The following is a 22,666-nucleotide window of genomic DNA, read 5'->3' as shown; positions in this document are numbered from 1 at the left end:
GGTTAGCCATGGAAAAGAGCCTCGCCCGCTACATCTGGAAGAACACGCGGCTGCAGCAGCTGTGGATCCTGGCCGTCGTCGCGGCCTCGATGATCCCCTATTTCCTGTCCTTCGACCTGCCGAAGCAGATCGTCAACGGACCGATCCAGGGTGATGGTTTCGAGGGACCGGGCGCAACCCAGAAATTCATGCACATCGCCTATGACATTCCGCTGATCGGCCATGTCGAATTTTTTCAAGGGGTGGAGCTCAACCGTTTCCAGATGCTGATGGCCCTCAGCCTGGTGTTCCTGGCACTGGTGGTGCTGAACGGTCTCTTCAAATTCTACATCAACACCTATAAGGGGCGGCTCGGCGAACGCATGCTGCGCCGCATCCGCTTCGAGCTGATCGACCGGGTGCTGCGCTTCCCGCCTGCCCATTTCAAGCGGGTGAAATCGGCCGAGATCGCCACGATGATCAAGGACGAGGTGGAGCCGATGGGCGGCTTCACCGGCGACGCCTTCGTCTCGCCCGCCCTGCTCGGCGGCCAGGCGATCACCGCGCTCGCCTTCATCATCGTGCAGAATTTCTGGCTCGGCATGATCGCCGCCGGCATCGTCGGCGTCCAGGCGGTCGTTATTCCCCGCATGCGCAAGCGCCTGCTGGAGCTCGGCCGCCAGCGGCAGCTGACGGCGCGTGAGCTTTCCGGCCGCGTCGGCGAAATCGTCGAGGGCATAGGCACGATCCACGGCAACGACACATCGAACCTCGAACGCGCCGATATCGCCTGGCGGCTCGGCCGCATCTTCTCAATCCGTTATGACCTTTATCAATGGAAGTTCCTGGTGAAGTTCATCAACAACTTCCTTGCCCAGGTCACACCCTTCCTGTTCTACGCGATCGGCGGTTATCTCGCGCTGCAGGGCCGGCTCGACATCGGCCAGCTCGTCGCCGTCATATCGGCCTACAAGGACCTGCCCGGGCCGCTCAAGGAACTGATCGACTGGGACCAGATGCGCCAGGACGTGCAGGTGAAATACCAGCAGGTCTACGAGCAGTTCAATGTGGAGCCCTTGATCGACAGCCGCATCCAGGAATTGGCGACCGCACCCGTAGGCACACTGACCAGCGCGCTCGTCGTCACCAACCTGACACTCTCCGACGACAGCGGCGCTCGTCTCGTCGACCACGTCTCCGTCGAAATCAAGCCAAACGAAACGGTTGCGATCGTCGGTCCCAACGGCAGCGGCGCCGAAGCCTTCGCCGAGGCGCTCGGCCGGATGATCTGGCCTGACTCCGGCCGCATCACCATCGACGGACGCGACCTGCTCGAGCTGCCGGAATCGATTACCGGCCGCCGCATCTCTTACGCCTCGGCCGACACCTTCTTCTTCCATGGCACGCTTGCCAGCAATCTGCTCTACGGCCTCAAGCACGCGCCGATGATCGACGCCGTCTACGACGAGAAGGAAGCGCAGGAATACAAATGGCACTCCGCCGAGGCGGTGAAGGCCGGCAACCCGACGCTCGACCTCAACAGCGATTGGGTGGATTATAAGGCGGCCGGCGCCAACGGGCCGGATGATCTCCTGAAAGCGATCCGGCCGGTGCTCGACGCCGTCCAGATTTCACAGGATATCCTCGACCTGGCGCTGCGCTCGAACGTCAATACCGACGTGCACGTAGCGGTCAGCGACCACGTCGTGGCGCTGCGCGCCTCGCTGCGCGACCGGCTGCGCGACGAGGGTCTCGACGGCATCGTCGTGCCTTTCGACTTCGACGCCTACAACGCCCAGGCGACGGTCGGTGAGAACCTGCTCTTCGGAACGATGAAGCGGCCGCTGATGACCAACCGCCGGCTTGCCGCCCATCCCTATTTCCAGCAGCTCTTCCGCGAGACGGGCCTCAGCACCGATCTCTACGCCATGGGCCTTGAGATCGCCGAGAACGCCGTCGAACTCTTCCACGACCTGCCACCGGACCACCCTTTCTTCCAGCAGCTGACCTTCATGACGGCGGACGACATTCCGACCTATCAGGCTCTCTTGCAGAAGCTCCAGAGCCGCCGCTTCGAGGACGCCACACCGGAGGAGCGCTCCGCCATCATCCGGCTGAGCTTCGCCTATATCGAGCCGCGCCACCGCTTCGGCCTGCTGACCAATGAGCTGATGGACAAGATCGTTAGCGCGCGCAAGCAGTTCCACGCGCATATCCCTGCCGATCTCGCCGAGCTGATCGAGCGCTACGACGCCGAGCGCTTCACGCCGTCGGCCAGCCTGATGGACAATGTGCTCTTCGGCCGCATAGCCTATCAGCAGGCCGATGCCTCCGACCGCATCCGCGCCATCATGGGCGAGCTCTTCGACGCGCTCGACCTATATGACGATGTCCTGTCCATCGGTCTCGAATTCGACGTCGGCTCCGGCGGCAAGCGGCTGACCATGGTGCAGCGACAGAAGCTGAACCTTGCCCGCGCGCTTCTGAAGCGCTCGGATTATTTCGTCTTCAACCGGCCGCTGTCGGCACTCGATCAGCGCGTTCAGGATCAAATCACCCGCAACATCATCGAAGACCTGCACAAGGAAGGCCAGCGCCCGGCGATCATCTGGGTGCTTTCGAATGCGCGGCTCGCCGAGATGTTCGACCGAATCCTGCTCTTCGACCGCGGTGGGCTGGCGGAAGCCGGAAACTATCCGGAACTTTCCGAGAAAAACGGTATGTTCAAGGAACTGTTATCGTAATATTCTATGGGGGCGGCGATGGTAGGCGTTCCCGGGGGAACGCCCGGAATTGAAGGCGCCTGGTTCCAAGAACCCTGCGTCAGGGGATTGAAACGCTCATGCTGTTGAGAGACGAAGTCGAAATGCTGCGCCGGGTGCCGATCTTTTCGAGGATTGCGCCAGCGAAACTCAAGCTTTTGGCCTTCACCTCCGACCGCATGACCTACAAGGCGGGTCAGGATCTCTTCCACCAGGGCGATGTCGGCGACGCCGCCTATGTCATTCTTTCCGGCAGCGCCGATATCATCGTCTCCTCGCCGGCAGGCGAGATCAAGGTCGCCGACGTCGAGCTGAATTCCATTGTCGGCGAAATCGCCATTCTCTGCGATGTCTCGCGCACGGCAACGGTGCGCGCCACCTCGCCGCTCGAGGTGCTGCGCATCAGCAAGGAGCACTTCCTGAAGCTGCTCAGCGACTTCCCGGAAATGGCCGTGGAAATCATGCGCGTGCTCGCCGACCGCCTGAACCACACGACGGCGGAGCTGACCGCGGCGCGGGCGGCCAAGCAGCCGCAGATGGCGCAGTAAGATTTCGGCGGCCATTGCTGGGCGACGTGCAGGAGACGGAGTATCTCCACTCATCTTTTCTTTTACGCAAGATGAGCCTCGGTTACCTTCAGCCTTAAGCCGCTGCGTCATCTCTCCTCGACGAGTTCATGCGGAATCCAGACGGCGTCGGGATCGTCGGCTTCCCGAGTCGCTTCCCTGACCTATTCGCGGAACTACTTGTCATATTCCGCCGCCCCGTGGATGCGGCGCAGAGCTGCGGCCCGATCCGGACGCGATGCCCTCTCAGGAACGTTCAGCCGCATCGACATCGAGCTGTGAGATGCCGACATCCTGAGGTTAGAAACCAGGGTATCCATGCGCTTGGACACCCGTGCCTGCCGGCCCTCGCGAAAGATTGAGGGACGGAGACGGTGCGGCATGTCCCTTCTCCCCGCGCGCGGGGAGAAGGTGGCGGCAGCCAAAGGGGCTGCGTCCTTGGCGCAGGCCCGAGTGTTCAACTATTCCCGCTGTTCCAGTGCCTTGCTGAAGGCGAGCGCTGCCAGGGTGCAGACGGCGCCGGACAGCAGGTAGTAGCCGACGAAGGTCAGGCCGAAGCGGCTGGAGAGGCTGAGCGCCACCAGCGGCGCGAAGCCGGCGCCGACCAGCCAGGCAAGGTCTGAGGTGAAGGCGGCACCGGTATAGCGGTAGCCGCGGCCGAAGCGCGACGAGATCGAGCCTGTCGCCTGGCCGAAAGACAGGCCGAGCACGCCGAAGCCGATGATGACGAATGCATCGTGGCCGTTATTGCCCGATGCGATCAGGATCGGCCCGATGAAGCTGAAGACGGCGATGATGACGGCGCAGATGGCAAGCTGGGCACGGCGCCCAATGCGGTCGGCGATCAGGCCGGAGGCGATGATGGCGAGGACGCCGACCATGGCGCCGATCACCTGCACCACCATGAAGGTGCCGATCGGCTGGTTGCCGTAAAGGCTCATCCAGCCGAGCGGGAAGATCGTGACCAGGTGGAACATGGCGAAACTGGCGAGCGGCACGAAGGCGCCGATCAGGATGTCGCGGCCGTGAACGCGCAGCACCTCGAGGATCGGTGCTGCCTCGAGCTCATGCTGCTCCAGGAGTGTGCCGAACTCCTTGGTCATGACCAGGCGCAGACGCGCAAACAGCGCCACGACGTTGATCGCGAAGGCGACGAAGAAGGGGTAGCGCCAGCCCCAGGAGAGGAAATCCTCGCTGGAAAGATTGGCGACGAAATAACCGAAGAGCGTGCTTGCCAGCGCAAAGCCGATCGGCGCGCCGAGCTGCGGGATCATCGCATACCAGCCGCGGTGATTGGGCGGCGCGTTGAGCGCCAGCAGCGATGCCAGGCCGTCCCAGGCGCCGCCGAGCGCGAAACCCTGGCCGAGACGGAAGAGCGCCAGCAGGGCGATCGACCAGGCGCCGATCTCCGCGTAACCCGGCAGGAAAGCAATCGAAGCCGTGGAGCCGCCGAGCAGGAAGAGCGCGATCGTCAGCTTCGTGCCGCGCCCGTACATCCGGTCGATCGTCATGAAGACGACGGAACCGACGGGGCGGGCGAGAAAGGCGAGCGAGAAGATGGCGAAGGAATAGAGGGTCGCCGTCAGCCTGTCCGGCGCAAAGGGAAAGACGAGCTGCGGAAAGACCAGCACCGAGGCGAGGCCATAGACGAAGAAATCGAAGAATTCCGACATGCGACCGATCACCACGCCGATGGCGATGCTGCCCGGGGAAACCGGCTTGTCGTCGTGAATGCGCCGCGCGTCGCGTTCCAGCGACGATGACGACGGTCCGTAATGCGATGCTGTGGCCATGAAACGCCTCCCTCGTTAAGGCGCTTCCGGCACGGCGCCTCAACCTGATCTTGATCAAACCTGCAAGCTTATCAAGTCTATAAGATGCAAATAGTTCATCATCGCGGCGTAAATAGAGCCCGAATGGGCAAATTGCGTGATCCCTGCCGTGATTTTCCCGTGCAAAAGCTGGCCGGGACGGCTCTCGCGGATATATTGAGGGGACAGGCGCGTGCAAAAAATCCTTCTTGATTTCATCCGGATTTCAAAGCGGTAGCGCAACATGATTTCTGCCGCACTGCGGCATCTTTGCTGCACTGCGACTTTCCGCCTCATGTCGCTATCGGGTTCAGTGCTTTAGTCGCGGATAAAACGAAACAACAAGAGCTTAGAGACGTGCAAAAACTCGTGAAGTTTTCCCGCCTTCTATCCGTCTTGCCGCTGCTTTTCCTGGCAGGATGCAACATGGTGGTCATGGCGCCATCCGGCGACATCGCCGTGCAACAGCGCGATCTCATCGTCATCTCGACGGTGCTGATGCTTTTGATCATCGTACCGGTGATCTTCCTGACGCTGCTCTTCGCCTGGCGCTACCGCCGCTCCAACACGGCCGCCACCTACGCGCCGGAATGGCATCATTCGACCCGCCTCGAAATCGTCATCTGGGCGGCGCCGCTGGCGATCATCATTGCGCTCGGCGCCGTCACCTGGATTTCCACGCATAAGCTCGATCCCTACCGCCCGCTCGACCGGCTCGATGCGGAGCGCGCCATCCCGGCCGATGCCAAGCCGCTGACCGTCGAAGTTGTAGCGCTCGACTGGAAATGGCTGTTCTTCTATCCCGAGCTCGGCATTGCCACGGTCAATGAGATGGCAGCCCCCGTCGACACGCCGATCAATTTCAAGATCACCGCATCCTCGGTGATGAACTCCTTCTACATCCCCGCCCTTGCCGGCCAGATCTACGCCATGCCCGGCATGGAGACGAAGCTGCACGCCGTCATCAACCGGGAAGGCGAATATGAGGGCTTCTCCGCCAATTACAGCGGCGCCGGCTTCTCGCATATGCGCTTCAAGTTCCATGGCCTTACCAAAGAGGGCTTCGACGGCTGGGTGGGACAGGTGAAGCAGCAGGGCACGATGCTCAACCGCGACGCCTATCTGAAGCTCGAAAAGCCGAGCGAGAAGGAGCCGGTGCGCTACTATGCCAGCGCCGACGCCGACCTCTACAAGGCCATCCTCAATTTGTGCGCCACGCCGGGCAAAATGTGCATGAACGAGATGATGCACATCGACATGATGGGCGGCGCCGGCAAGGAAAGCGCGGAGAATCGCGAGAAGCTGCAATATGACAACCGCCACGCCGGCGAAGGCGTCGTCCAGCCGGGCGCAACCGTGCCGGCAACGGGCGTTCCGGCAAAGGCCGAGCCGCCGCGTAACTCAGGTGACGGCAGCATGCAGCACGACATGCAGCATGAGGGCCATTCCATGCCCGGCTCGGCCAACGGCACCGATCCGGCGCCGGCGCAGCTCAACAACAACAATTAACCTGGCGCTTTGCGTCGCAAGACATAATGAACGGGTTGTTCCATGTTTTCCAATCCTGACCTCCTGAAGTTCATCTTCGGCCGGTTGACACTCGATGCCATTCCCTATCACGATCCGATCCTGGTCGTGACCTTCATAGGCGTCGTCATTGGCGGTCTCGCCGTTCTCGGCGCCATCACCTATTTCAAGTTCTGGGGTCCGCTCTGGCGCGACTGGATCTGCAGTGTCGATCACAAGAAGATCGGCATCATGTATGTGATTCTGGCCGTCATCATGCTGTTGCGCGGCTTTTCCGACGCGATCCTGATGCGCGTCCAGCAGGCAATCGCCTTCAACGGTTCGGAGGGCTACCTGCCGCCGCACCATTACGACCAGATCTTCACCGCCCACGGCGTGATCATGATCTTCTTCGTGGCGATGCCCTTCGTCACCGGTCTGATGAACTTCGTGGTGCCGCTGCAGATCGGGGCGCGCGACGTCTCCTTCCCCTTCCTCAACAACTTTTCCTTCTGGATGACGACCGCCGGCGCGGTCATCATCATGCTGTCGCTGTTCATCGGCGAATTCGCCCAGACCGGCTGGCTCGCCTATCCGCCGCTATCGGGCGCCGCCTACAGTCCGGGCGTGGGCGTCGACTATTATATCTGGGGCCTGCAGGTGGCAGGTGTGGGAACGACGCTATCCGGCATCAACCTGATCGCCACCATCGTCAAGATGCGCGCCCCCGGCATGACCTTCATGAAGATGCCGGTCTTCACCTGGACGGCGCTCTGCACCAACGTGCTGATCGTCGCCTCCTTCCCGATCCTGACGGCAACGCTCGCCCTTCTGTCGCTCGACCGCTATGCCGGGACGAATTTCTTTACCAACGACCTCGGCGGCAATCCGATGATGTACATCAACCTCATCTGGATCTGGGGCCATCCGGAGGTCTATATCCTTGTGCTGCCGGCCTTCGGCATCTTCTCGGAAGTCGTCGCCACCTTCTCGGGAAAACGCCTTTTCGGCTACGCCTCGATGGTCTATGCGACCTGCGTCATCATGATCCTGTCCTACATTGTCTGGTTGCACCACTTCTTCACGATGGGATCGGGCGCCAGCGTAAACTCCTTCTTCGGCATCACCACGATGATCATCTCCATCCCCACGGGAGCGAAGATCTTCAACTGGCTCTTCACCATGTATCGCGGCCGTATCCGTTACGAGGTGCCGATGCTGTGGACGGTCGGCTTCATGGTGACATTCGTCATCGGCGGCATGACCGGCGTCATGCTCGCAGTGCCGCCGGCCGACTTTGTGCTGCACAATTCGCTGTTCCTCATCGCCCATTTCCACAATGTCATCATCGGCGGCGTTCTCTTCGGCATGTTCGCTGGCGTGAACTACTGGTTCCCGAAGGCCTTCGGCTTCAAGCTCGATCCCTTCTGGGGCAAGACCAGCTTCTGGTTTTGGCAGATCGGCTTCTGGTTCGCCTTCATGCCGCTCTACGTGCTCGGCCTGATGGGCGTCACCCGCCGCATGAGCCAGTTCGAGGACCCGTCGCTGCAGATCTGGTTCGTCATCGCCGCCTTCGGCGTCGGCCTCATCGCGCTCGGCATCGCCACCTTCCTGATCCAGATCGTCGTCAGCTTCATGAAGCGCGAGGAATTGCGCGATGACAGTGGCGATCCCTGGGACGGGCGGACGCTGGAATGGTCGACCTCCTCGCCGCCGCCGGACTACAACTTCGCCTTCACACCCGTCGTCCACGATCATGACAGCTGGTACGACATGAAAAGGCGCGGCTACGAACGCCCGCTCGGCGGCTTCAAGCCGATCCACATGCCGAAAAATACCGGCACCGGCGCCATTCTGTCGGCGATCAGCGTCGCCCTCGCCTTCGGTCTGATCTGGTACATGTGGTGGCTGGTCGTCGTCTCCGCCGTCGCGCTGCTCGTGGTGGCGATCGGCCATACGTTCAACTACAAGCGGGACTTCTACATTCCCGCCGATAAGGTGACCGAAACGGAAGGCAAGCGCACGGTGCTGCTTGCCGAGCAGGTGTAATGACCATGAGCGATAAAACCATCGACACGGCCGAAAAGCCTGAATTCTATCTGACGGAAGACCATCATCCGGAGAACAGCACCAATCTCGGCTTCTGGCTCTACCTGATGAGCGACTGCCTGATCTTCGCCGTGCTGTTTGCCACGCACGGCGTCGTCGGCCGCAACTATGCCGCCGGCCCGTCGCCGGCCGATCTCTTCGATCTGCCGATCGTCGCCCTCAACACTTCGATGCTGCTCTTCTCGTCGATCACCTATGGCTTCGCCATGCTGCAGATGGAGCGGAACGCCAAGGCGGAAACGCTGTTCTGGCTCGCCGTCACCGGCGTTTTCGGCGCGGCCTTCATCGGGTTGGAACTTTACGAGTTCATCCACCTGATCCACGACGGTGCCGGGCCGACGCGCAGCGCCTTCCTCTCCTCCTTCTTCACGCTCGTTGGCACCCACGGCCTGCACGTCACCTTCGGCATCATCTGGCTGATTACGCTGATGGTGCAGGTGTCGATGCACGGGCTGATCGAGGCCAACCGCCGCCGCCTGATGTGCCTTTCGATGTTCTGGCACTTCCTCGACGTCGTCTGGATCGGCGTCTTTTCCTTCGTCTATCTGCTCGGAGTTCTCGGATGAGTTCGCAAGCACCCGCCCATGAAGATGCCCACGAGGCCCATCACGGTCACAGCCACGGCCACCAGGCCGGCCACGGCACGTTCCGCAGCTATATGGCGGGCTTCGTGCTCTCCGTCATCCTGACCGCCATTCCTTTCTGGCTCGTTATGGCAGGCGTGTTCGAAAGCCCGACGCTGACAGCGGTGCTGGTGATGGGCCTCGGCGCGATCCAGATCGTCGTCCATATGGTCTTCTTCCTGCACATGAATCCCCGAAGCGAAGGCGGCTGGACGATGATGGCGCTGATCTTCACCATCGTCATCGTCGCCATCGCACTCTCCGGCTCCCTCTGGGTCATGCATCATCTCAACACCAACATGATGCCGATGAGCCCAGAGATGATGAAGAACATGCCGTAACGAAGGGGCGGCCGAGCGCGCCCTAAGCCCATGAGCGAAGCCTCGACGGAAAAATCGGAAAGACGGCATTTTCGGGCAAAACGCGCCCTCTTCGCCATCTGCCTGACGCTGCTTGCCGCCATCCTCTTTGGTCTCGGCACCTGGCAGGTTCAGCGGCTGGGCTGGAAGCGCGATCTCATCGCCCGCGTCGACCAGCGAGTGCACGCAGCCGCCGTGCCGGCCCCGGCGCGCGCCGACTGGGACAAGGTCAACACCCGCGACGACGAATATCGCCGGGTGACCGTCGAGGGAATGCTGGCAAACGACAAGGAAACGCTGGTCTATGCCTCGACCGTGCTCGGTCCGGGTTATTGGGTGATGACGCCGCTGACGCTCGCCGACGGCACTGATATCCTCGTCAATCGTGGCTTCGTGCCGACGGACAGGCGCGATCCCGCTTCCCGCCGTGATGGTCAGGTGTCAGGCCCGATCGAGATCACCGGGCTGCTGCGGATGACGGAACCGAAGGGATCGCTGCTCCAATCAAACGACCTAGCCTCGGACCGCTGGTATTCGCGCGATGTCGCAGCGATCGCGCAAAAGCGCGGCCTCGGCGCGGTCGCGCCCTATTTCATCGATGCCGACGCCGCTGCCAATCCCGGCGGTCTGCCTGTCGGCGGCCTGACGGTCATCCATTTCCCCAACAATCATCTCGTCTATGCGATCACCTGGTACGGGCTGGCGGTGATGGTGCTGGCATTGCTGGTATTTGTCGTTCGCGGCGAGATCGGCAGAGGCCGCCAAGAGTAACCAAGGCATCCGGCCTCGCCTTGCAGTGACCGGGAGCGCTCCGCCAAGCAGTTGCGCGGCCCGGATTAAGTTCTTGTAAAGTGATCTCCGATACTGCTTGCCCGGACAGAACATATAAAAGCTGCACATGAGCCGGCCGGATTACATCCCCAGTCTCGATGGTCTGCGCGGTATCGCCGCGCTTCTGGTCGTGCAAGCCCATATCGGGCTTGTCTTTCCATATACAGCCTTGCATTTCATCACTATGGGCAGCGAAGCCGTCGGCTTGTTCTTTGCCCTCAGCGGCTTTCTGATGGCCCACCTCTACGGCTCACGGCCGGTGACCAGAGAAGCCGTCCTGGATTTTCTTGTTAGCCGCTTTGCCCGCATCTATCCGGTCTATCTGGCCGCTGTCCTGCTCGTGGCGACGCTTTCCGGCGTCCAGGATCTAGGCTTCATTCAGCCGATCACCGGCAGCATCGACTTTGTGCGCCATGTCTTTCTTCTGGGCTCGAGTGGCGTTTTCTGGTCAATTCCACCAGAAATTCAGTTCTATCTTCTCTTCCCCATCCTATGGCTCTGCTTGGCGCGCCCGCACCGTTATGACGGCGTGATCGTGGGCTTGGCGGTGCTGGTCGTGGTGGATGGCCTGCTTGAACTGCCGGGGCCAGGAATACTGCTTCTTTCCAAGCTCCCTTACTTTCTTTTCGGCGCACTTGCCGGGGCGATGCATTCCTACTGGGATAAATGGACGCCATCCGCCCTCACGGGAGCTTTCACGCTATTCCTTCTGGCGGTGTTCTTCACTTACAGACACGTCTTGCCGCATTTTTCTCCTGAGTTCTGGGGGCTGCAAAGCGCGGTCGCCGCAGCCGTAATCGTGGCGCTCGTCGCTCGGCAACCGCCCATCGCAGCACATGTTCTGGCGGCTGCGCCCATGCGGTTTTTAGGGGCGGTCAGCTTTTCGCTCTATCTATTCCACGTTCCGATCATGTTCCTTGCGCGCCGCGCTTTCGATGGATTGATACCGGAACCGGCGATCATTGTGGCGGCGCTTGGCGTTGCGGCAGCAGGAGCATGGTTCATACATGAAACGGTAGAAGTCCCGAGCCGACGCCTGCTCGTCGGGTGGTGGCGGCATCATCGGTGGCGCTCGGGCGAAATTCCGGCTGAGAAGATCGAACAGGCGATCCTCGATCTGCAAGAGGCCGAAAAGCGCCTTCTGAGCAGCGCAATTCTGGCACAAGAAATCACGACGGCCTCAGAAGTCGGAGAGGGAGCCGGCCGCACGGTCATAGAGGATAAAGGCGACGAGAAGCTTCGCGCCTGAGCGCCGGTCCGGCTTACACTAAACCGCAATCCGGCTGATCGCTTCGGCAAGCTGCGCCTGCGAGAAGGGTTTACCCAGGCGGGGCAGATTGGCGGCGCCGGCACCGTCCGGCAGATCGGCGTAGCCGGTGGCGAGAATGATCGGCATTTCAGGCCACTCGCTGCGGATCGCCTCGGCGAGTTGCGCCCCCGTCATCCGCGGCATGGCGTGATCGCAGATGACCAGATCGACCGGCTCCTTGCGCAGAATGTCGAGCGCCTCGGGACCGGCCATCGCCTCGAAAACGGTGTGGCCGAGATCCTCCAGCATCAGCGTCGTATTCATCAGGACCAGGCCGTCGTCATCGACGGCTACGATCCGCAGCCCCTGCGGCGCGTTCACCGGGCGTTGCGGCACGTCGACCGACGCCGCGGCGGCCTGTTCGGCAATGACGACAGGAAACCATAGTTCGGCCGTCGTGCCTTCACCGAGAGTGCTCTTCAGGATGAGCCGGCCGCCGGACTGGCTTGCGAGACCTTGTACCATGGAAAGGCCGAGACCGGTGCCCTTGCCGACACCCTTGGTGGTGAAGAACGGCGTCACCGCCTGCTCCAGCGTCTTCGCATCCATGCCTTCGCCTTCATCGATCACCGCGATACGAATATAGCGGCCAGCCGACAGCGGGCCCTGGCCCGCGCTGATCGTTTCCTCGGATGCACGGAGCACGATGCGGCCGCCGGTGGGCATGGCATCGCGAGCGTTGACGACAAGATTGAGGATCGCCATCTCCAGCTGGTTGGGATCGGTGAGGATGGTGGGCAGCCTCACCGGGAAGGAGGTCTCGATCGTGGTGAGGGGACCGAGCGACCGACTGAGAATGTCCAGCATGCCACGCACCAGACCCGAGACGTCGATCGGCTCCATGTGCAACTCCTGCCGGCGGGAGAAGGCAAGCATGCGCTGCGTCAAGGCAGCACCCCGCTGGGCGCCTTGCATCGCATTGTCGACCAGCGACGTCAGCGAGAGGTCTTGTGGCATGCGCTTCTTCAGGATTTCGAGACTGCCGATCACCGCCATCAGCAGATTGTTGAAATCATGCGCGATACCGCCGGTCAACTGACCGATCGCCTCCATCTTCTGCGACTGGAAAAGCTCTTCGCGCGCCTGCTCCAACGCCCGCTGGGTTTCCATCTTTTCGGTGATGTCGCGGGTAATCTTGGCGAAACCCAGCACTTCGCCTTCTTCGTCGCGGATGACGTCGACGACGACGCTGGCCCAGAAACGGCTGCCATCCTTACGGACACGCCAGCCTTCCCTTTCGAACCGGCCTTCGGCCCGCGCGACGCGGAGCGCCTTTTCCGGCAGGCCGGCCGCGCGATCCTCGGGCGTGTAGAATGTCGAGAAATGCCGGCCTATGATCTCCTCCGGCCGATAACCCTTGATGCGCTCGGCACCGAAATTCCAACTGCTGACATTGCCGTCGGGATCGAGCATGTAGATCGCATAGTCCGAAACGCCCTGGACGAGACGGCGAAATTGCTCCTCGCTCTGGCGGATCGCCTGTTCGGCTGCCCTGCGTTCGGTCAGATCGCGGGTGATCTTGGCAAAGCCGACCAGTTCGCCGGAGGGGTGGCGGATCGGATCAATGACAACATGCGCCCAGAAGCGGCTGCCGTCCTTGCGCTGGCGCCAGCCCTCACCTTCGAACCGACCCTGCTCCACCGCCGTGGCGAGCGTGCGCTCGGGCACGCCCGCGGCGCGATCCTCTTCCACGTAGAAACGAGAAAAATGCTCGCCGAGAATTTCCGAAGGTTTGTAGCCCTTGAAACGTTGAGCGCCGGTATTCCAGCTGGTGACGATGCCTTCCGGGCTCAGCATGTAGATGGCATAGTCGGTGATGGCATCGACCAGAAGACGAAAGCGCCCCTCTTCATTGAGAGACGTATCATGTCGATCCAGCACTTCCATCTGCCCCTCTCGGTCACCAGCGCCCTTAACGCGGCACCGGGCAGATGGTTCCGAAAATATCACACTTTTTCACACTGCCCTGACCTGCGGATGGAACAGCTCGCAAATATGCTCGGCAGCAGCATAGGCCTGCGAGACGATCTCCGGCACCAGATCGATGTCTGGCAAGCTGCCGAGACCAAGCGGGCCCACGGCAAAGAGGCCTGCGACCGTCGAACCGTCCTCCAGGAAGGGCTCTCCGCGGGCATTGACCGCCACTCCGAGCGAAAGTTCGTCCGGCATGGCGAGGCCCGCGGAAAACAGGCTCTGCATCAGTGGCGCCGAAAGATCCGGCGCCTGACAGCGGCAATCGATGATCCGCTCGGCATGGATGATCTCTTCGATTGAGGAACCGGCCGGCGTGAAGAAGAGACCACTCAGGCCCCGCCGGCCGACCCGGCCGCGGCGGAGCACAGTGCGGCCTTCGGCAAGCTCGCGTTTCAGGCGCAGGTGCATCGCCTCCGGCAGACGATTTCGGTGGCTGTCGTAGATCGCCCTCAGATGGCGGTTGAACTGGTGTTTGTCGCGGGCCGGCAACGATCTCCAGAGGGAGCGCGCATGTTTCCTCAGACCATTCATTACCGATTGCCAGCTTCGCCCCTGCTCTTCCGCCGCGCGACAAGCCTGGCGGATGAAGCGCACGATGTCAGGCAGGCTCTCAGGCAGGGCTTCGGCCGGAAACACCGGATCTGCGGAATTCGGCGTATGGCTCTGGGGCAGGAAGCCGCGCCGGGAAATGATCGTGACTTGCCCGGCATAACCGGAATCGCGCAGCTGCAGCAACTGATCGACGACGCGAATGCCGCTGCCGAGCAGCACGGCATGGGGCCGCGCTACGAGACGCTGGGCCCGGACCGGCGAAGCGGCAGGGTCTTCGGCCTTCGGATCGCTCAGGCCGTAGCCGGTCGCAAGAATCACCGTGTCGAACAGCGGATTGGCCGGATTGGCGCTTTCGAGCAGGAACCGGTCGCCATGGCTGCGGCGGATCGCCACCACAGGATCGTTGCAGACCTGAACGGTAATGTCCCGGCGCGCAGCGAGGGCTTCCGAAAAGCGCTGGTAGACGTAGTCGCTGAAGATTTCCTTCGGCACGAAGATCTGCCGGAAACCGGGAATGGCGGCCGGCACGGCGGCGCGGAAAGCGGCATTGCTACAGAGCCAGTCGTTGAAATCGTCGCTGTCCCCGACCGAAACCGAGAGATCACGCACGCGGGTGTTAAGGATCGTCGAGGCGCGGGCCGAGGCAAGCGCCTGCCCGCCACTGACGGAGGAATACGGATCGAATAACTGCAGATGGAAGGGGGCGCGCACGGTCTTCATCAGTGCAATGGCCGCCATCATTCCGGAGAAGCCGCGCCCGACGATCGCTATACGCGGTACGGCCGAGATCTGCGCCGCCGCCTTGGCCCTTCCGGAAAAAAGTCCCTGAACCGTCATCGCAACTCCTTTGCGCTTCTTTCGCAGCCTGGGGTCGATCGAGGTTTCAACGCATAAACAGCGGCTCACGCGTTGATGAGGGTCACGCGGCCATTCCCGCCGCAGCTCGGGGCTCAACCGGGGGAGCCCGCAAGAGAACGAGGGCCCAATCCCTCGCGATAGTCTATCAATCTGGTCGTGTATGAAAGCGCCAAAAACCGCAAGTGGCAAGAGGTTTGTTTGAAACGAGTCTTAAGTCTCTGAGGGTGCAGAATATTTTTCCACCTGCGCTCAAAGTGGCAACGCTGGTCAGTCGCCGTCACCCGATCGTTGCCTTCATCAACTGCTCCGCACTTCCTCTTAGCGCGTGTCCAACTTGACAAGTCTGCTCGGAATGCTCGGACCATCCGGATGGCGCCGTTCAATCAAGCTCCCCATACGCCTATCAACATCTTGAGAAACCGCTCCGCCGCCGGCGACAAGGTGCCGCCGCGGCGGCGAACCACACCGATCGTACGAGATATCTCGGGATTGCGAATGGGGCGAGTGATCAGGAACGGATGATCTTCTCGCGGGGTTGCCATTCGTGGCAGCACCGAAATCCCAAGGCCCGCCTCCACCAGCCCAAGGGAGGTGGACAGATGAGTTACCTCATAGAACCAGCGTAGCTTTATGTTCGATTTTGCCAGTGCCGCGTCGAGCAGCGTTCTGTTGCCGCTCGACCGATGGACGGTGATCACGTGATAAGGCTCCAACTCCGCCCATTCGACCCATTGTTTTGCTGCAAGAGGATGATCCTTGCGCGCTGCAAGTACGAATGGGTCTTCCGCAAGCCGCTCGAACGTAAGGTCCGGGTCGGAGGTGCCCATGATATTTATTCCGAATTCTACTTCTCCACTTGCCACGGCTTGAAGACCGTCGGTGGCCGGCAGATCGAGGATACGAAAACGGATGTTCGGATATTCTTCATTGAACTGGCGAATGACCGTCGGCAGGAAGTAGAATGCTGCGGTTGGAAGACATGCGATGGTCACCAACCCCCCTCGATTTGGTCCAACGTCACGTACAGCGAAGAGGGAGCCATCGAATTCTTCCAGCATGCGTCGGACGAGGGGCACCAGTTCCGTGCCGAGAGCCGTCGCGGACACATGCCTGGTTGTGCGTTCCAGGAGCGGTGCCCCAATGGCCTGCTCCAATTTTTGAATGCGGCGGCTCAAAGCGGGCTGCGACATATGCAGGGCATCGGCCGCGCGATTGAAGCTCTCCAGTTCTACGACGCTCAGGAAGGCTCGTAGGTCGAGGATCTCACAATTAATGCTCATATTGCATCAATCCTCCAATTTTTAGCATTTTACAAATAAAAAATTCTTTCAATAATTGGATCAAATGACGCCGATTAATACGGCGAAGGCATAATTCCGGCGAAAGCACACCGATGAACGATCTGATGGCTATTCCCTGCGTTCTGATGAGAGGCGGCACCTCGAAAGGCCCGTTCTTCCTCGCCAGGGATCTTCCCGCGGACGCTGACCAGCGCGACAAGATTCTGCTTTCAATCATGGGCTCAGGTCATCCCTTGCAAATCGATGGAATCGGTGGCGGCAACCCGGTCACGAGCAAGGTGGCCATCATCGGACCTGCCAGCGTTGCCGACGCCGACGTCGATTATCTCTTTGCCCAGGTGCGGGTTGACCAACAGATCGTCGACACGTCCCCGAATTGCGGCAACATGCTCGCTGCAGTCGGCCCTTTCGCGATCGAAGCTGGACTTGTACCGGTTCGCGGAGAAACGACGCTCGTTCGCATCCATAACGTCAACACCGGAAAGCTGATCGAGGCCGAAGTTCCGACCCCGAACGGCAGCGTCTCCTACCTCGGTGAAGCTGCGATCGATGGCGTGCCCGGTCGCGCTGCGCCGATCGCACTGACTTTCATGGACGCCGCCGGGGCTCGTACTGGACAGCTCTTTCCCACCGGCAAGCCCGTCGATCTGATCGATGGTGTGGCTGTCACCTGCATTGACTGCGCCATGCCAATGATCTTGATCGAGGCAGCGTCGATCGGCGCAACCGGCTTCGAAACAGCGGCTGAACTCAATGCTGACAGGGAGTTGCTGGAACGGCTGGAAAAGCTGCGCATTGCAGCTGGCGTTCGGATGGGCCTTGGAGACGTGCGCAATCAGGTAACGCCAAAGCCGGTGCTCATCTCCCGACCAAAGACCGGAGGCGACATCAGCGTGCGGTATTTCATGCCGCATCAATGTCATCCATCCCTCGCGACCACGGGCGCCGTTGGAATCGCCACAGCCTGTATCAGCCAGGACACGGTCGCTTCGCTTTCGATCGGCAGGCGAGCCCCCCCGGTTGTTCTTTCCATCGAGCACCCCAGCGGCCACCTGGATGTCAAACTGTATGAGCGCGACGGCAGGGTCGTCGCCGGAATTCTTCGCACCGCCCGCCGGCTGTTCGAAGGACATGTGTTAGCAAAACCTGTCACGCAACTGGGTTGCGCGGCATAATAGCTCTGGCCGCCGGGAGGGCGCCACCAACAGGAGGAGAATGTCACCATGCGCAAGCTCATGCTCGCCCTCGCGGCAACCGTCGCGTTTACCGGATCCGCATTGGCGGATCCCGTCCGCATCAGCGTCGGATCCTACAACCTCAACAATCTCCCCTTCCCTGTCGCTCAAGGGCTCGGACTTTATGAAAAGGAGGGGCTGGAGGTGACCGTTGAAAATTTCGCGTCGGGCGGTTCTAAGACGCTTCAGGCGCTTGTTGCCGGCTCAACCGACATCGCCGTCGGCTTTTACGATCATACGATCCAAATGCAATCGCAGAACAAGGCCGTCGTCGCCTTCGTGCAGCTCGCCCGCAATTCAGGGCTCGTGCTGGCCGGGGGTAAAGAAAGTAAGTTCGATCCGGCAAAGCCTGAAACGATCAAAGGCGCAAAAGTCGGGATCACCTCGCCGGGTTCGTCTTCCGACTTCTTCGTCCGCTACTACCTGCAACGCAACGGCTTGTCCGCAAACGACGTGTCGCTGATCGGCGTCGGCTCCGGGTCGGCCGCTGTCGCAGCGCTCGAACAGGGCAAAGTCGACCTACTCGTCAATTACGACCCGGCTGCGACCTTCATCGAGGCCAAGGGCGTCGGCAATATCCTGATTGACGGGCGCAGCGACGACGGCGCCAGAGCGATCTATGGCGGGATTTACCCAACGTCTGTCCTCTACGCCACACAGGACTACATCGATGAAAACCCCGAGACCATTCAGAAGGTCACCAATGCGACCGTCAAAGCGCTCGAATGGATGAATAGTCACTCCGCCGAAGAGATCGTAGACAAACTCCCGAAGGAGTTTATTTCCGGCGACCGCGACACCTACGTCAAGGCAGTCAACAACGCAAAGGCGATCTTCTCGAACGACGGACGCATAAACGAAGAAGATATCAAAATTCCGCTCGCCGTCCTGAGGAGCTTCAACGAAAAAGTCGCAGCGGCTGAAATCGATCTCACCAAAACCTACACGAACGAATTCGTTGGTAAGGTCCCGAACGCCGCTGCCAACTGATAGGAGGAGGTCATGGAATTGGCCCTAGTGAAAACCGCACCGCCGACGAACAGCCAGAATCTTGCAAAGCCCATGGTTTCCATCGACGCGGTCACCATGTCCTTCGGTGCTTATGTGGCTGTACAGGACGTCAATCTAAGTGTTTCCGATGGCGAGTTCTTGGCCATCGTTGGACCGACTGGATGCGGCAAAAGCACCATACTTAATGCGATTGCCGGCCTCCTTAAGCCTGCGAGTGGCACTGTTTCCATCGATGGTCAGCCGGTGCGAGGGGTCCGGAATGACATCGGTTATCTATTTCAACAGGATGCATTGCTTCCTTGGAAAACCGCAATCGAGAACGTAGAACTCGGCCCCATGTTCAAGGGTGTCGGCGCTGCCGACCGGCGCGAGCAGTCGATGAGATGGCTGGCGAAGGTCGGATTAAAAGGGTTCGAGCATCGATATCCGCATCAACTTTCCGGCGGTCAGCGCAAGCGTGTGCAGATGGCACAGGCACTGATCACCGGCCCCAAGGTCATCCTGATGGACGAGCCTTTCTCCGCGCTCGATATCCATACCCGCCACCTGATGCAGAACGAGCTGCTGCGGCTCTGGCAGGAGGAACGACGCGCAGTGGTGATGATAACGCACGACCTAGAGGAGGCGATCGCCCTCGGCGATCGAGTCGTCGTGCTTGCCGCCGGACCGCGCTCGCGCGTGATCGACAGCTTCCCCGTCGGCCTCGAACGCCCGCGAGATGTCGCCGAAATCAAGCTCGATCCGCGCTTCTTGGATCTTTATCGTAACATCTGGTCATCGCTGCGCGGTGAAGTGGAGAAAAGCTATGAACGTCATGACTGAACGCCTCATTCAAATCGTGCTGCTCGTGGCAATTATCGGCGGCTGGCAGCTCGGTGTCGCGGCTGGCGTCATTGACGTCTTCTTTTTCCCGGCTCCGGTCGACATTTTCGAGCAGGTCGTATCTTGGGTAGCGGACGTCAGCTTCTATAGCCATGTCGCCATCACCCTGACGGAAACCGTGCTGGGCTATCTCTTCGGAACGGCACTTGGGGTGGCAGCGGGCGTGTGGCTCGGCCTCAGCCGTTCGGCCGCTCGTATTCTGGACCCCTTCATCAAGGGACTGAACGCTATTCCTCGCGTCGTGCTCGCGCCGATCTTCGTGCTATGGCTGGGTCTTGGACTGTGGTCCAAGGTGGCGCTCGCCGTGACGCTGGTGTTCTTCGTCACCTTCTTCAACGCGATGCAAGGGGTGCGTGAAGTCAACCCGGTGGTGCTGTCGAACGCCCGCATTTTGGGAGGCAATCGGAGGGACCTGCTTCGCCATGTCTACTTCCCGGCAGCGGCGAGCTGGATTCTGTCGTCGTTGCGCACTTCGGTCGGCTTCGCCGTGGTGGGGGCGATTATCGGCGAATATCTCGGCTCCTCTGCCGGGCTCGGCTACCTGATCGCGCAGGCCGAAGGCAATTTCGATGCGGTCGGCGTCTTCGCCGGCATCCTGATCCTCGCGATCTTTGTCTTGATTATCGACAGCATTCTGGACATCGCGGAGAAGCGTCTCATCAAGTGGCGCACAAGCGCTGCCGAGCGGCCGGCCTGACTATCGTCAGCGGAAACTATAAGAACTGCTAGCAAGCGCTCTCCCTTTCCTCGAAGGGAGAGCGCAAACATTGTGAGCGACGGCGTACTCCGGTCAATACGTCTTCGTGGCGCCGCGGGCCTTCACCGTACGCTGAGCGATGCTTTCAGCGACCCGGCTCTCTCCTAGCGGTTGCCTGACATGGGAGTGCTGCGGCAACCCAGCCGAGCGCCGATTGTTCCCGCTGGAGATGCGAAGGAGTCTCACGTAAAAATAACCAACTGGTGAATTCTTTACTTGAACCCCCAGTTGGAATCGGCAAAAATAAGGGTGCTATCAATCCCTTCATGGATTTGCCGTCTTTTCGGGCCAGCGTCCGAGCACCACATCTATTGGAAAAATACCGTGAGCAGCGATGCGTCAACACGCGCGACGAAGCCTTCGGCTTCGATGGCGCTTGCAACTGCGGCAGGCTGGGGCCGAGGCCTCTATACTCTGGTGCGCATCACCGTAATGGCCTTCCGCCACCCCTGGCAAGCCGGCTTTGCGATCGGCGCCACTCTCATCGCCTCTACCTTCCAGCTGATGATCCCTCGCCTTCTCGGCCAGGCAGTCGACCACACGCAGATGGCGATGGGCGGCGGCGCGGCGGGGCAGGCGGCGCAGGACGCACTTTTGGCCACGGCGCTGCTCTTGCTAGGCGCCAGCGTGCTGCGCGGTCTCTTCACCATGGTGCAGAACTACTACAGCGAATCCGTCGGCCACCACATGGGCTACGAATTGCGTCTGGCCTGCTACGAGAAGATCCAGCGCCTGTCCTTCAGCTTTCACGACACGGTGCATTCCGGCGATCTGATCACCGTCGGCCTGCTCGATCTCGAAGGCGTGCGCATGTATTTTTCGACGGCGCTGGTCCGCATGATCCTGCTGTCGATCCTGATCGGCATCGGCGCCTATATGCTGGTAACGACCGATGTCGTGCTCGGCTTGCTGGCGCTCTCCTTCGTGCCTTTCGTCGGCTGGCGTTCCTCGGCAACGCAGCTCAGACTGCGCGCCACCTGGCTCGACCTGCAGGAACGGCTGTCGGTGCTGACCCGCATCATGGAGGAGAATCTCGGCGGCATCCGTGTCGTGCGCGCCTTTGCCGCGCAGGAGCACGAACTGTCGAAATTCGAGGCGGCCTCGAAGAACGCACTGGCGCTCGCGCATCAACGCGTCGGCATCCGTGTCGTCAACACCAGCGCCATGACCTTCTCCTTTTTCGCGGCGATGGGGCTCGTGCTCTGGGTCGGCGGCGGCAAGGTGATGTCGGGCGAGATCACCGTCGGCACGCTCGCCTCGTTCCTGACCTTCATGACCATCCTGCAGATGCCGGTGCGCCAGCTCGGCCTGATGGTCAATGCCTTTGCCCGCGCTTCCACCTGCGGCACGCGGCTCTTCAATCTGCTCGACCTCGACATCGCGATCAAGGACGCGCCGGACGCCAGGGCACTGGCCGTGACGCAGGGCGTGCTGCGCTTCGAAAATGTCAGTTTCGCCTATCCCGGCTCGGAAAAGCGCACCGTGCTGCACGACGTCTCCTTCGAAGCCAGGCGCGGCCAGACCATCGGCATCGTCGGCCCTCCCGGCAGCGGCAAGTCGACCATCGCCCATCTGATCCCGCGCTTTTACGATGTGACGGGCGGCAGGATCACCATCGACGGCCAGGACATCCGCAAGGCGACGCTGCAGTCGCTGCGCCGGGCGGTTGCGGTCGTCCAGCAGGATTCATTCCTTTTCACGACGACGATCGAGAACAACATCGCCTATGGCGATCCCTGGGCGAAGGAAAGCCGCATCGAACGCGCCAGCGAAAGCGCTCAGCTGCACAATTACGTGCTCGGCCTTCCCACCGGCTACGGCACCGTCGTCGGCGAACGCGGCGTTTCGCTGTCCGGCGGTCAGCGGCAGCGCCTTTCGATCGCCAGGGCGCTGATGCTGAAGCCGGCGGTGATGGTGTTCGACGATTCGACGGCGGCAATCGATGCGGCCACCGAGCAGCGCATTCGCAGCGCCATGCGCCGCTATGCCGCCGACCGCGTGACGATCATCGTGGCCCATCGCCTGAGCTCGCTGATGCATGCCGATTTGATCCTGTTCGTCGAAGACGGAAGGATCGTCGAGCGCGGCACGCATCAGGCGCTGCTTTCGCTCGGCGGACGCTACAAGGCGCTCTACGACCTGCAGGTGCGGCCGGGCGACGAGGTGCTGAGCGCATAGCGATATCCCCACGTCTGCCCACTGGGGAGAAGAGCGACGAGCGATAGATGCGACCACCTGATA

18 protein-coding genes and 1 pseudogene are annotated in these 22,666 nt (G+C 61.0%); 13 read left to right on the top strand and 6 right to left on the bottom strand.

Annotation, left to right across the window (positions count from 1 at the left end; translation table 11 throughout):
- Positions 1–8 precede the first annotated feature (8 nt).
- Both J2J98_RS24150 and J2J98_RS24145 read left to right on the top strand, forming a co-directional pair.
- Positions 9–2,723 (top strand): ABC transporter ATP-binding protein, encoded by a 2,715-nt coding sequence (locus J2J98_RS24150; protein ID WP_064707340.1) that lies wholly within the window; start codon positions 9–11, stop codon positions 2,721–2,723.
- A 98-nt stretch (positions 2,724–2,821) separates the two neighbouring features.
- Positions 2,822–3,289, top strand: coding sequence for a cyclic nucleotide-binding domain-containing protein (locus tag J2J98_RS24145; protein WP_004679746.1), 468 nt, complete (start codon positions 2,822–2,824; stop codon positions 3,287–3,289).
- 107 nt (positions 3,290–3,396) lie between these two features.
- Here the strand turns inward: J2J98_RS24145 and J2J98_RS24140 are convergent.
- The 3 genes and pseudogenes from J2J98_RS24140 to J2J98_RS24130 all read right to left on the bottom strand — a co-directional run.
- A pseudogene (locus tag J2J98_RS24140) lies at positions 3,397–3,651 on the bottom strand (hypothetical protein); the annotation flags it as partial.
- 117 nt (positions 3,652–3,768) lie between these two features.
- Positions 3,769–5,100 carry an MFS transporter gene (locus J2J98_RS24135; protein ID WP_064707341.1) on the bottom strand — a complete coding sequence of 444 codons (1,332 nt, stop codon included), beginning with the start codon at positions 5,098–5,100 and terminating at the stop codon, positions 3,769–3,771.
- A 54-nt stretch (positions 5,101–5,154) separates the two neighbouring features.
- Positions 5,155–5,415, bottom strand: a complete 261-nt coding sequence (locus tag J2J98_RS24130; protein ID WP_156665827.1) for a hypothetical protein — start codon at positions 5,413–5,415, stop codon at positions 5,155–5,157.
- 60 nt (positions 5,416–5,475) lie between these two features.
- On the opposite strand from J2J98_RS24130, the gene cyoA reads away from it, so the two are divergent.
- The 6 genes from cyoA (at position 5,476) to J2J98_RS24100 (ending at position 11,795) form a co-directional block, all read left to right on the top strand.
- On the top strand, positions 5,476–6,627 hold the full coding sequence (gene cyoA, locus J2J98_RS24125) for a ubiquinol oxidase subunit II (protein ID WP_064713267.1): 1,152 nt from the start codon (positions 5,476–5,478) through the stop codon (positions 6,625–6,627).
- Positions 6,628–6,669: 42 nt separating this feature from the next.
- Complete coding sequence (gene cyoB / locus J2J98_RS24120; RefSeq protein WP_064713268.1) at positions 6,670–8,673, top strand: cytochrome o ubiquinol oxidase subunit I; 2,004 nt, start codon at positions 6,670–6,672, stop codon at positions 8,671–8,673.
- 5 nt (positions 8,674–8,678) lie between these two features.
- Positions 8,679–9,299, top strand: a complete 621-nt coding sequence (cyoC, locus tag J2J98_RS24115; RefSeq protein ID WP_207603674.1) for a cytochrome o ubiquinol oxidase subunit III — start codon at positions 8,679–8,681, stop codon at positions 9,297–9,299.
- Positions 9,296–9,697, top strand: coding sequence for a cytochrome o ubiquinol oxidase subunit IV (cyoD, locus tag J2J98_RS24110; protein ID WP_064713269.1), 402 nt, complete (start codon positions 9,296–9,298; stop codon positions 9,695–9,697). Before cyoC ends, cyoD begins: the two co-directional genes overlap by 4 nt.
- 30 nt (positions 9,698–9,727) lie before the next feature.
- Entirely contained in the window at positions 9,728–10,486 is a 759-nt protein-coding gene (locus tag J2J98_RS24105) for an SURF1 family protein (protein ID WP_138396167.1), read from the top strand.
- Between the two features lie 127 nt (positions 10,487–10,613).
- Entirely contained in the window at positions 10,614–11,795 is a 1,182-nt protein-coding gene (locus tag J2J98_RS24100) for an acyltransferase family protein (RefSeq protein WP_207603673.1), read from the top strand.
- Positions 11,796–11,813: 18 nt separating this feature from the next.
- Here the strand turns inward: J2J98_RS24100 and J2J98_RS24095 are convergent, their stop codons facing one another.
- The 3 genes from J2J98_RS24095 to J2J98_RS24085 all read right to left on the bottom strand — a co-directional run bounded on the left by J2J98_RS24095 (position 11,814) and on the right by J2J98_RS24085 (position 16,519).
- Positions 11,814–13,742 (bottom strand): hybrid sensor histidine kinase/response regulator, encoded by a 1,929-nt coding sequence (locus J2J98_RS24095; protein ID WP_207603672.1) that lies wholly within the window; start codon positions 13,740–13,742, stop codon positions 11,814–11,816.
- Between the two features lie 69 nt (positions 13,743–13,811).
- Positions 13,812–15,218, bottom strand: a complete 1,407-nt coding sequence (locus tag J2J98_RS24090; RefSeq protein ID WP_207603671.1) for an FAD/NAD(P)-binding protein — start codon at positions 15,216–15,218, stop codon at positions 13,812–13,814.
- 404 nt (positions 15,219–15,622) lie between these two features.
- On the bottom strand, positions 15,623–16,519 hold the full coding sequence (locus J2J98_RS24085) for a LysR family transcriptional regulator (RefSeq protein ID WP_064707350.1): 897 nt from the start codon (positions 16,517–16,519) through the stop codon (positions 15,623–15,625).
- 113 nt (positions 16,520–16,632) lie between these two features.
- Here J2J98_RS24085 and J2J98_RS24080 point away from each other — a divergent pair, with 113 nt between their 5' ends.
- From J2J98_RS24080 to J2J98_RS24060, 5 genes are all read left to right on the top strand, one after another.
- Positions 16,633–17,715: a 4-oxalomesaconate tautomerase gene (locus J2J98_RS24080; protein ID WP_207603670.1), complete on the top strand. Its 1,083-nt coding sequence runs from the start codon at positions 16,633–16,635 to the stop codon at positions 17,713–17,715.
- A 48-nt stretch (positions 17,716–17,763) separates the two neighbouring features.
- Positions 17,764–18,765 (top strand): ABC transporter substrate-binding protein, encoded by a 1,002-nt coding sequence (locus tag J2J98_RS24075; protein WP_138396174.1) that lies wholly within the window; start codon positions 17,764–17,766, stop codon positions 18,763–18,765.
- Positions 18,766–18,777: 12 nt separating this feature from the next.
- On the top strand, positions 18,778–19,608 hold the full coding sequence (locus J2J98_RS24070) for an ABC transporter ATP-binding protein (protein WP_138396175.1): 831 nt from the start codon (positions 18,778–18,780) through the stop codon (positions 19,606–19,608).
- Positions 19,592–20,365 (top strand): ABC transporter permease, encoded by a 774-nt coding sequence (locus J2J98_RS24065; protein WP_064707354.1) that lies wholly within the window; start codon positions 19,592–19,594, stop codon positions 20,363–20,365. The genes J2J98_RS24070 and J2J98_RS24065 overlap by 17 nt, the downstream gene beginning before the upstream one ends.
- Before the next feature lie 429 nt (positions 20,366–20,794).
- Complete coding sequence (locus tag J2J98_RS24060) at positions 20,795–22,603, top strand: ABC transporter ATP-binding protein (RefSeq protein WP_207603773.1); 1,809 nt, start codon at positions 20,795–20,797, stop codon at positions 22,601–22,603.
- The last annotated feature ends 63 nt before the right edge of the window (positions 22,604–22,666 follow it).

The organism is Rhizobium bangladeshense, assembly GCF_017357245.1.
GTDB classification, from domain to species: Bacteria; Pseudomonadota; Alphaproteobacteria; order Rhizobiales; family Rhizobiaceae; genus Rhizobium; species Rhizobium bangladeshense.
This window is presented reverse-complemented; position numbering and strand designations above follow the sequence as displayed.

Bases quoted from the DNA above. Each gene is read 5' to 3' on its own strand.
- J2J98_RS24135 (WP_064707341.1), bottom strand. From the start codon at position 5,100: ATGGCCACAGCATCGCATTACGGACCGTCGTCATCGTCGCTGGAACGC.
- J2J98_RS24085 (WP_064707350.1), bottom strand. From the start codon at position 16,519: ATGAGCATTAATTGTGAGATCCTCGACCTACGAGCCTTCCTGAGCGTC.
- J2J98_RS24130 (WP_156665827.1), bottom strand. From the start codon at position 5,415: ATGAGGCGGAAAGTCGCAGTGCAGCAAAGATGCCGCAGTGCGGCAGAA.
- cyoC (WP_207603674.1), top strand. From the start codon at position 8,679: ATGAGCGATAAAACCATCGACACGGCCGAAAAGCCTGAATTCTATCTG.
- J2J98_RS24095 (WP_207603672.1), bottom strand. From the start codon at position 13,742: ATGGAAGTGCTGGATCGACATGATACGTCTCTCAATGAAGAGGGGCGC.
- J2J98_RS24080 (WP_207603670.1), top strand. From the start codon at position 16,633: ATGAACGATCTGATGGCTATTCCCTGCGTTCTGATGAGAGGCGGCACC.
- J2J98_RS24075 (WP_138396174.1), top strand. From the start codon at position 17,764: ATGCGCAAGCTCATGCTCGCCCTCGCGGCAACCGTCGCGTTTACCGGA.
- J2J98_RS24090 (WP_207603671.1), bottom strand. From the start codon at position 15,218: ATGACGGTTCAGGGACTTTTTTCCGGAAGGGCCAAGGCGGCGGCGCAG.
- cyoB (WP_064713268.1), top strand. From the start codon at position 6,670: ATGTTTTCCAATCCTGACCTCCTGAAGTTCATCTTCGGCCGGTTGACA.
- J2J98_RS24070 (WP_138396175.1), top strand. From the start codon at position 18,778: ATGGAATTGGCCCTAGTGAAAACCGCACCGCCGACGAACAGCCAGAAT.
- J2J98_RS24145 (WP_004679746.1), top strand. From the start codon at position 2,822: ATGCTGTTGAGAGACGAAGTCGAAATGCTGCGCCGGGTGCCGATCTTT.
- J2J98_RS24150 (WP_064707340.1), top strand. From the start codon at position 9: ATGGAAAAGAGCCTCGCCCGCTACATCTGGAAGAACACGCGGCTGCAG.
- J2J98_RS24060 (WP_207603773.1), top strand. From the start codon at position 20,795: ATGGCGCTTGCAACTGCGGCAGGCTGGGGCCGAGGCCTCTATACTCTG.
- J2J98_RS24065 (WP_064707354.1), top strand. From the start codon at position 19,592: ATGAACGTCATGACTGAACGCCTCATTCAAATCGTGCTGCTCGTGGCA.
- cyoD (WP_064713269.1), top strand. From the start codon at position 9,296: ATGAGTTCGCAAGCACCCGCCCATGAAGATGCCCACGAGGCCCATCAC.
- J2J98_RS24105 (WP_138396167.1), top strand. From the start codon at position 9,728: ATGAGCGAAGCCTCGACGGAAAAATCGGAAAGACGGCATTTTCGGGCA.
- J2J98_RS24100 (WP_207603673.1), top strand. From the start codon at position 10,614: ATGAGCCGGCCGGATTACATCCCCAGTCTCGATGGTCTGCGCGGTATC.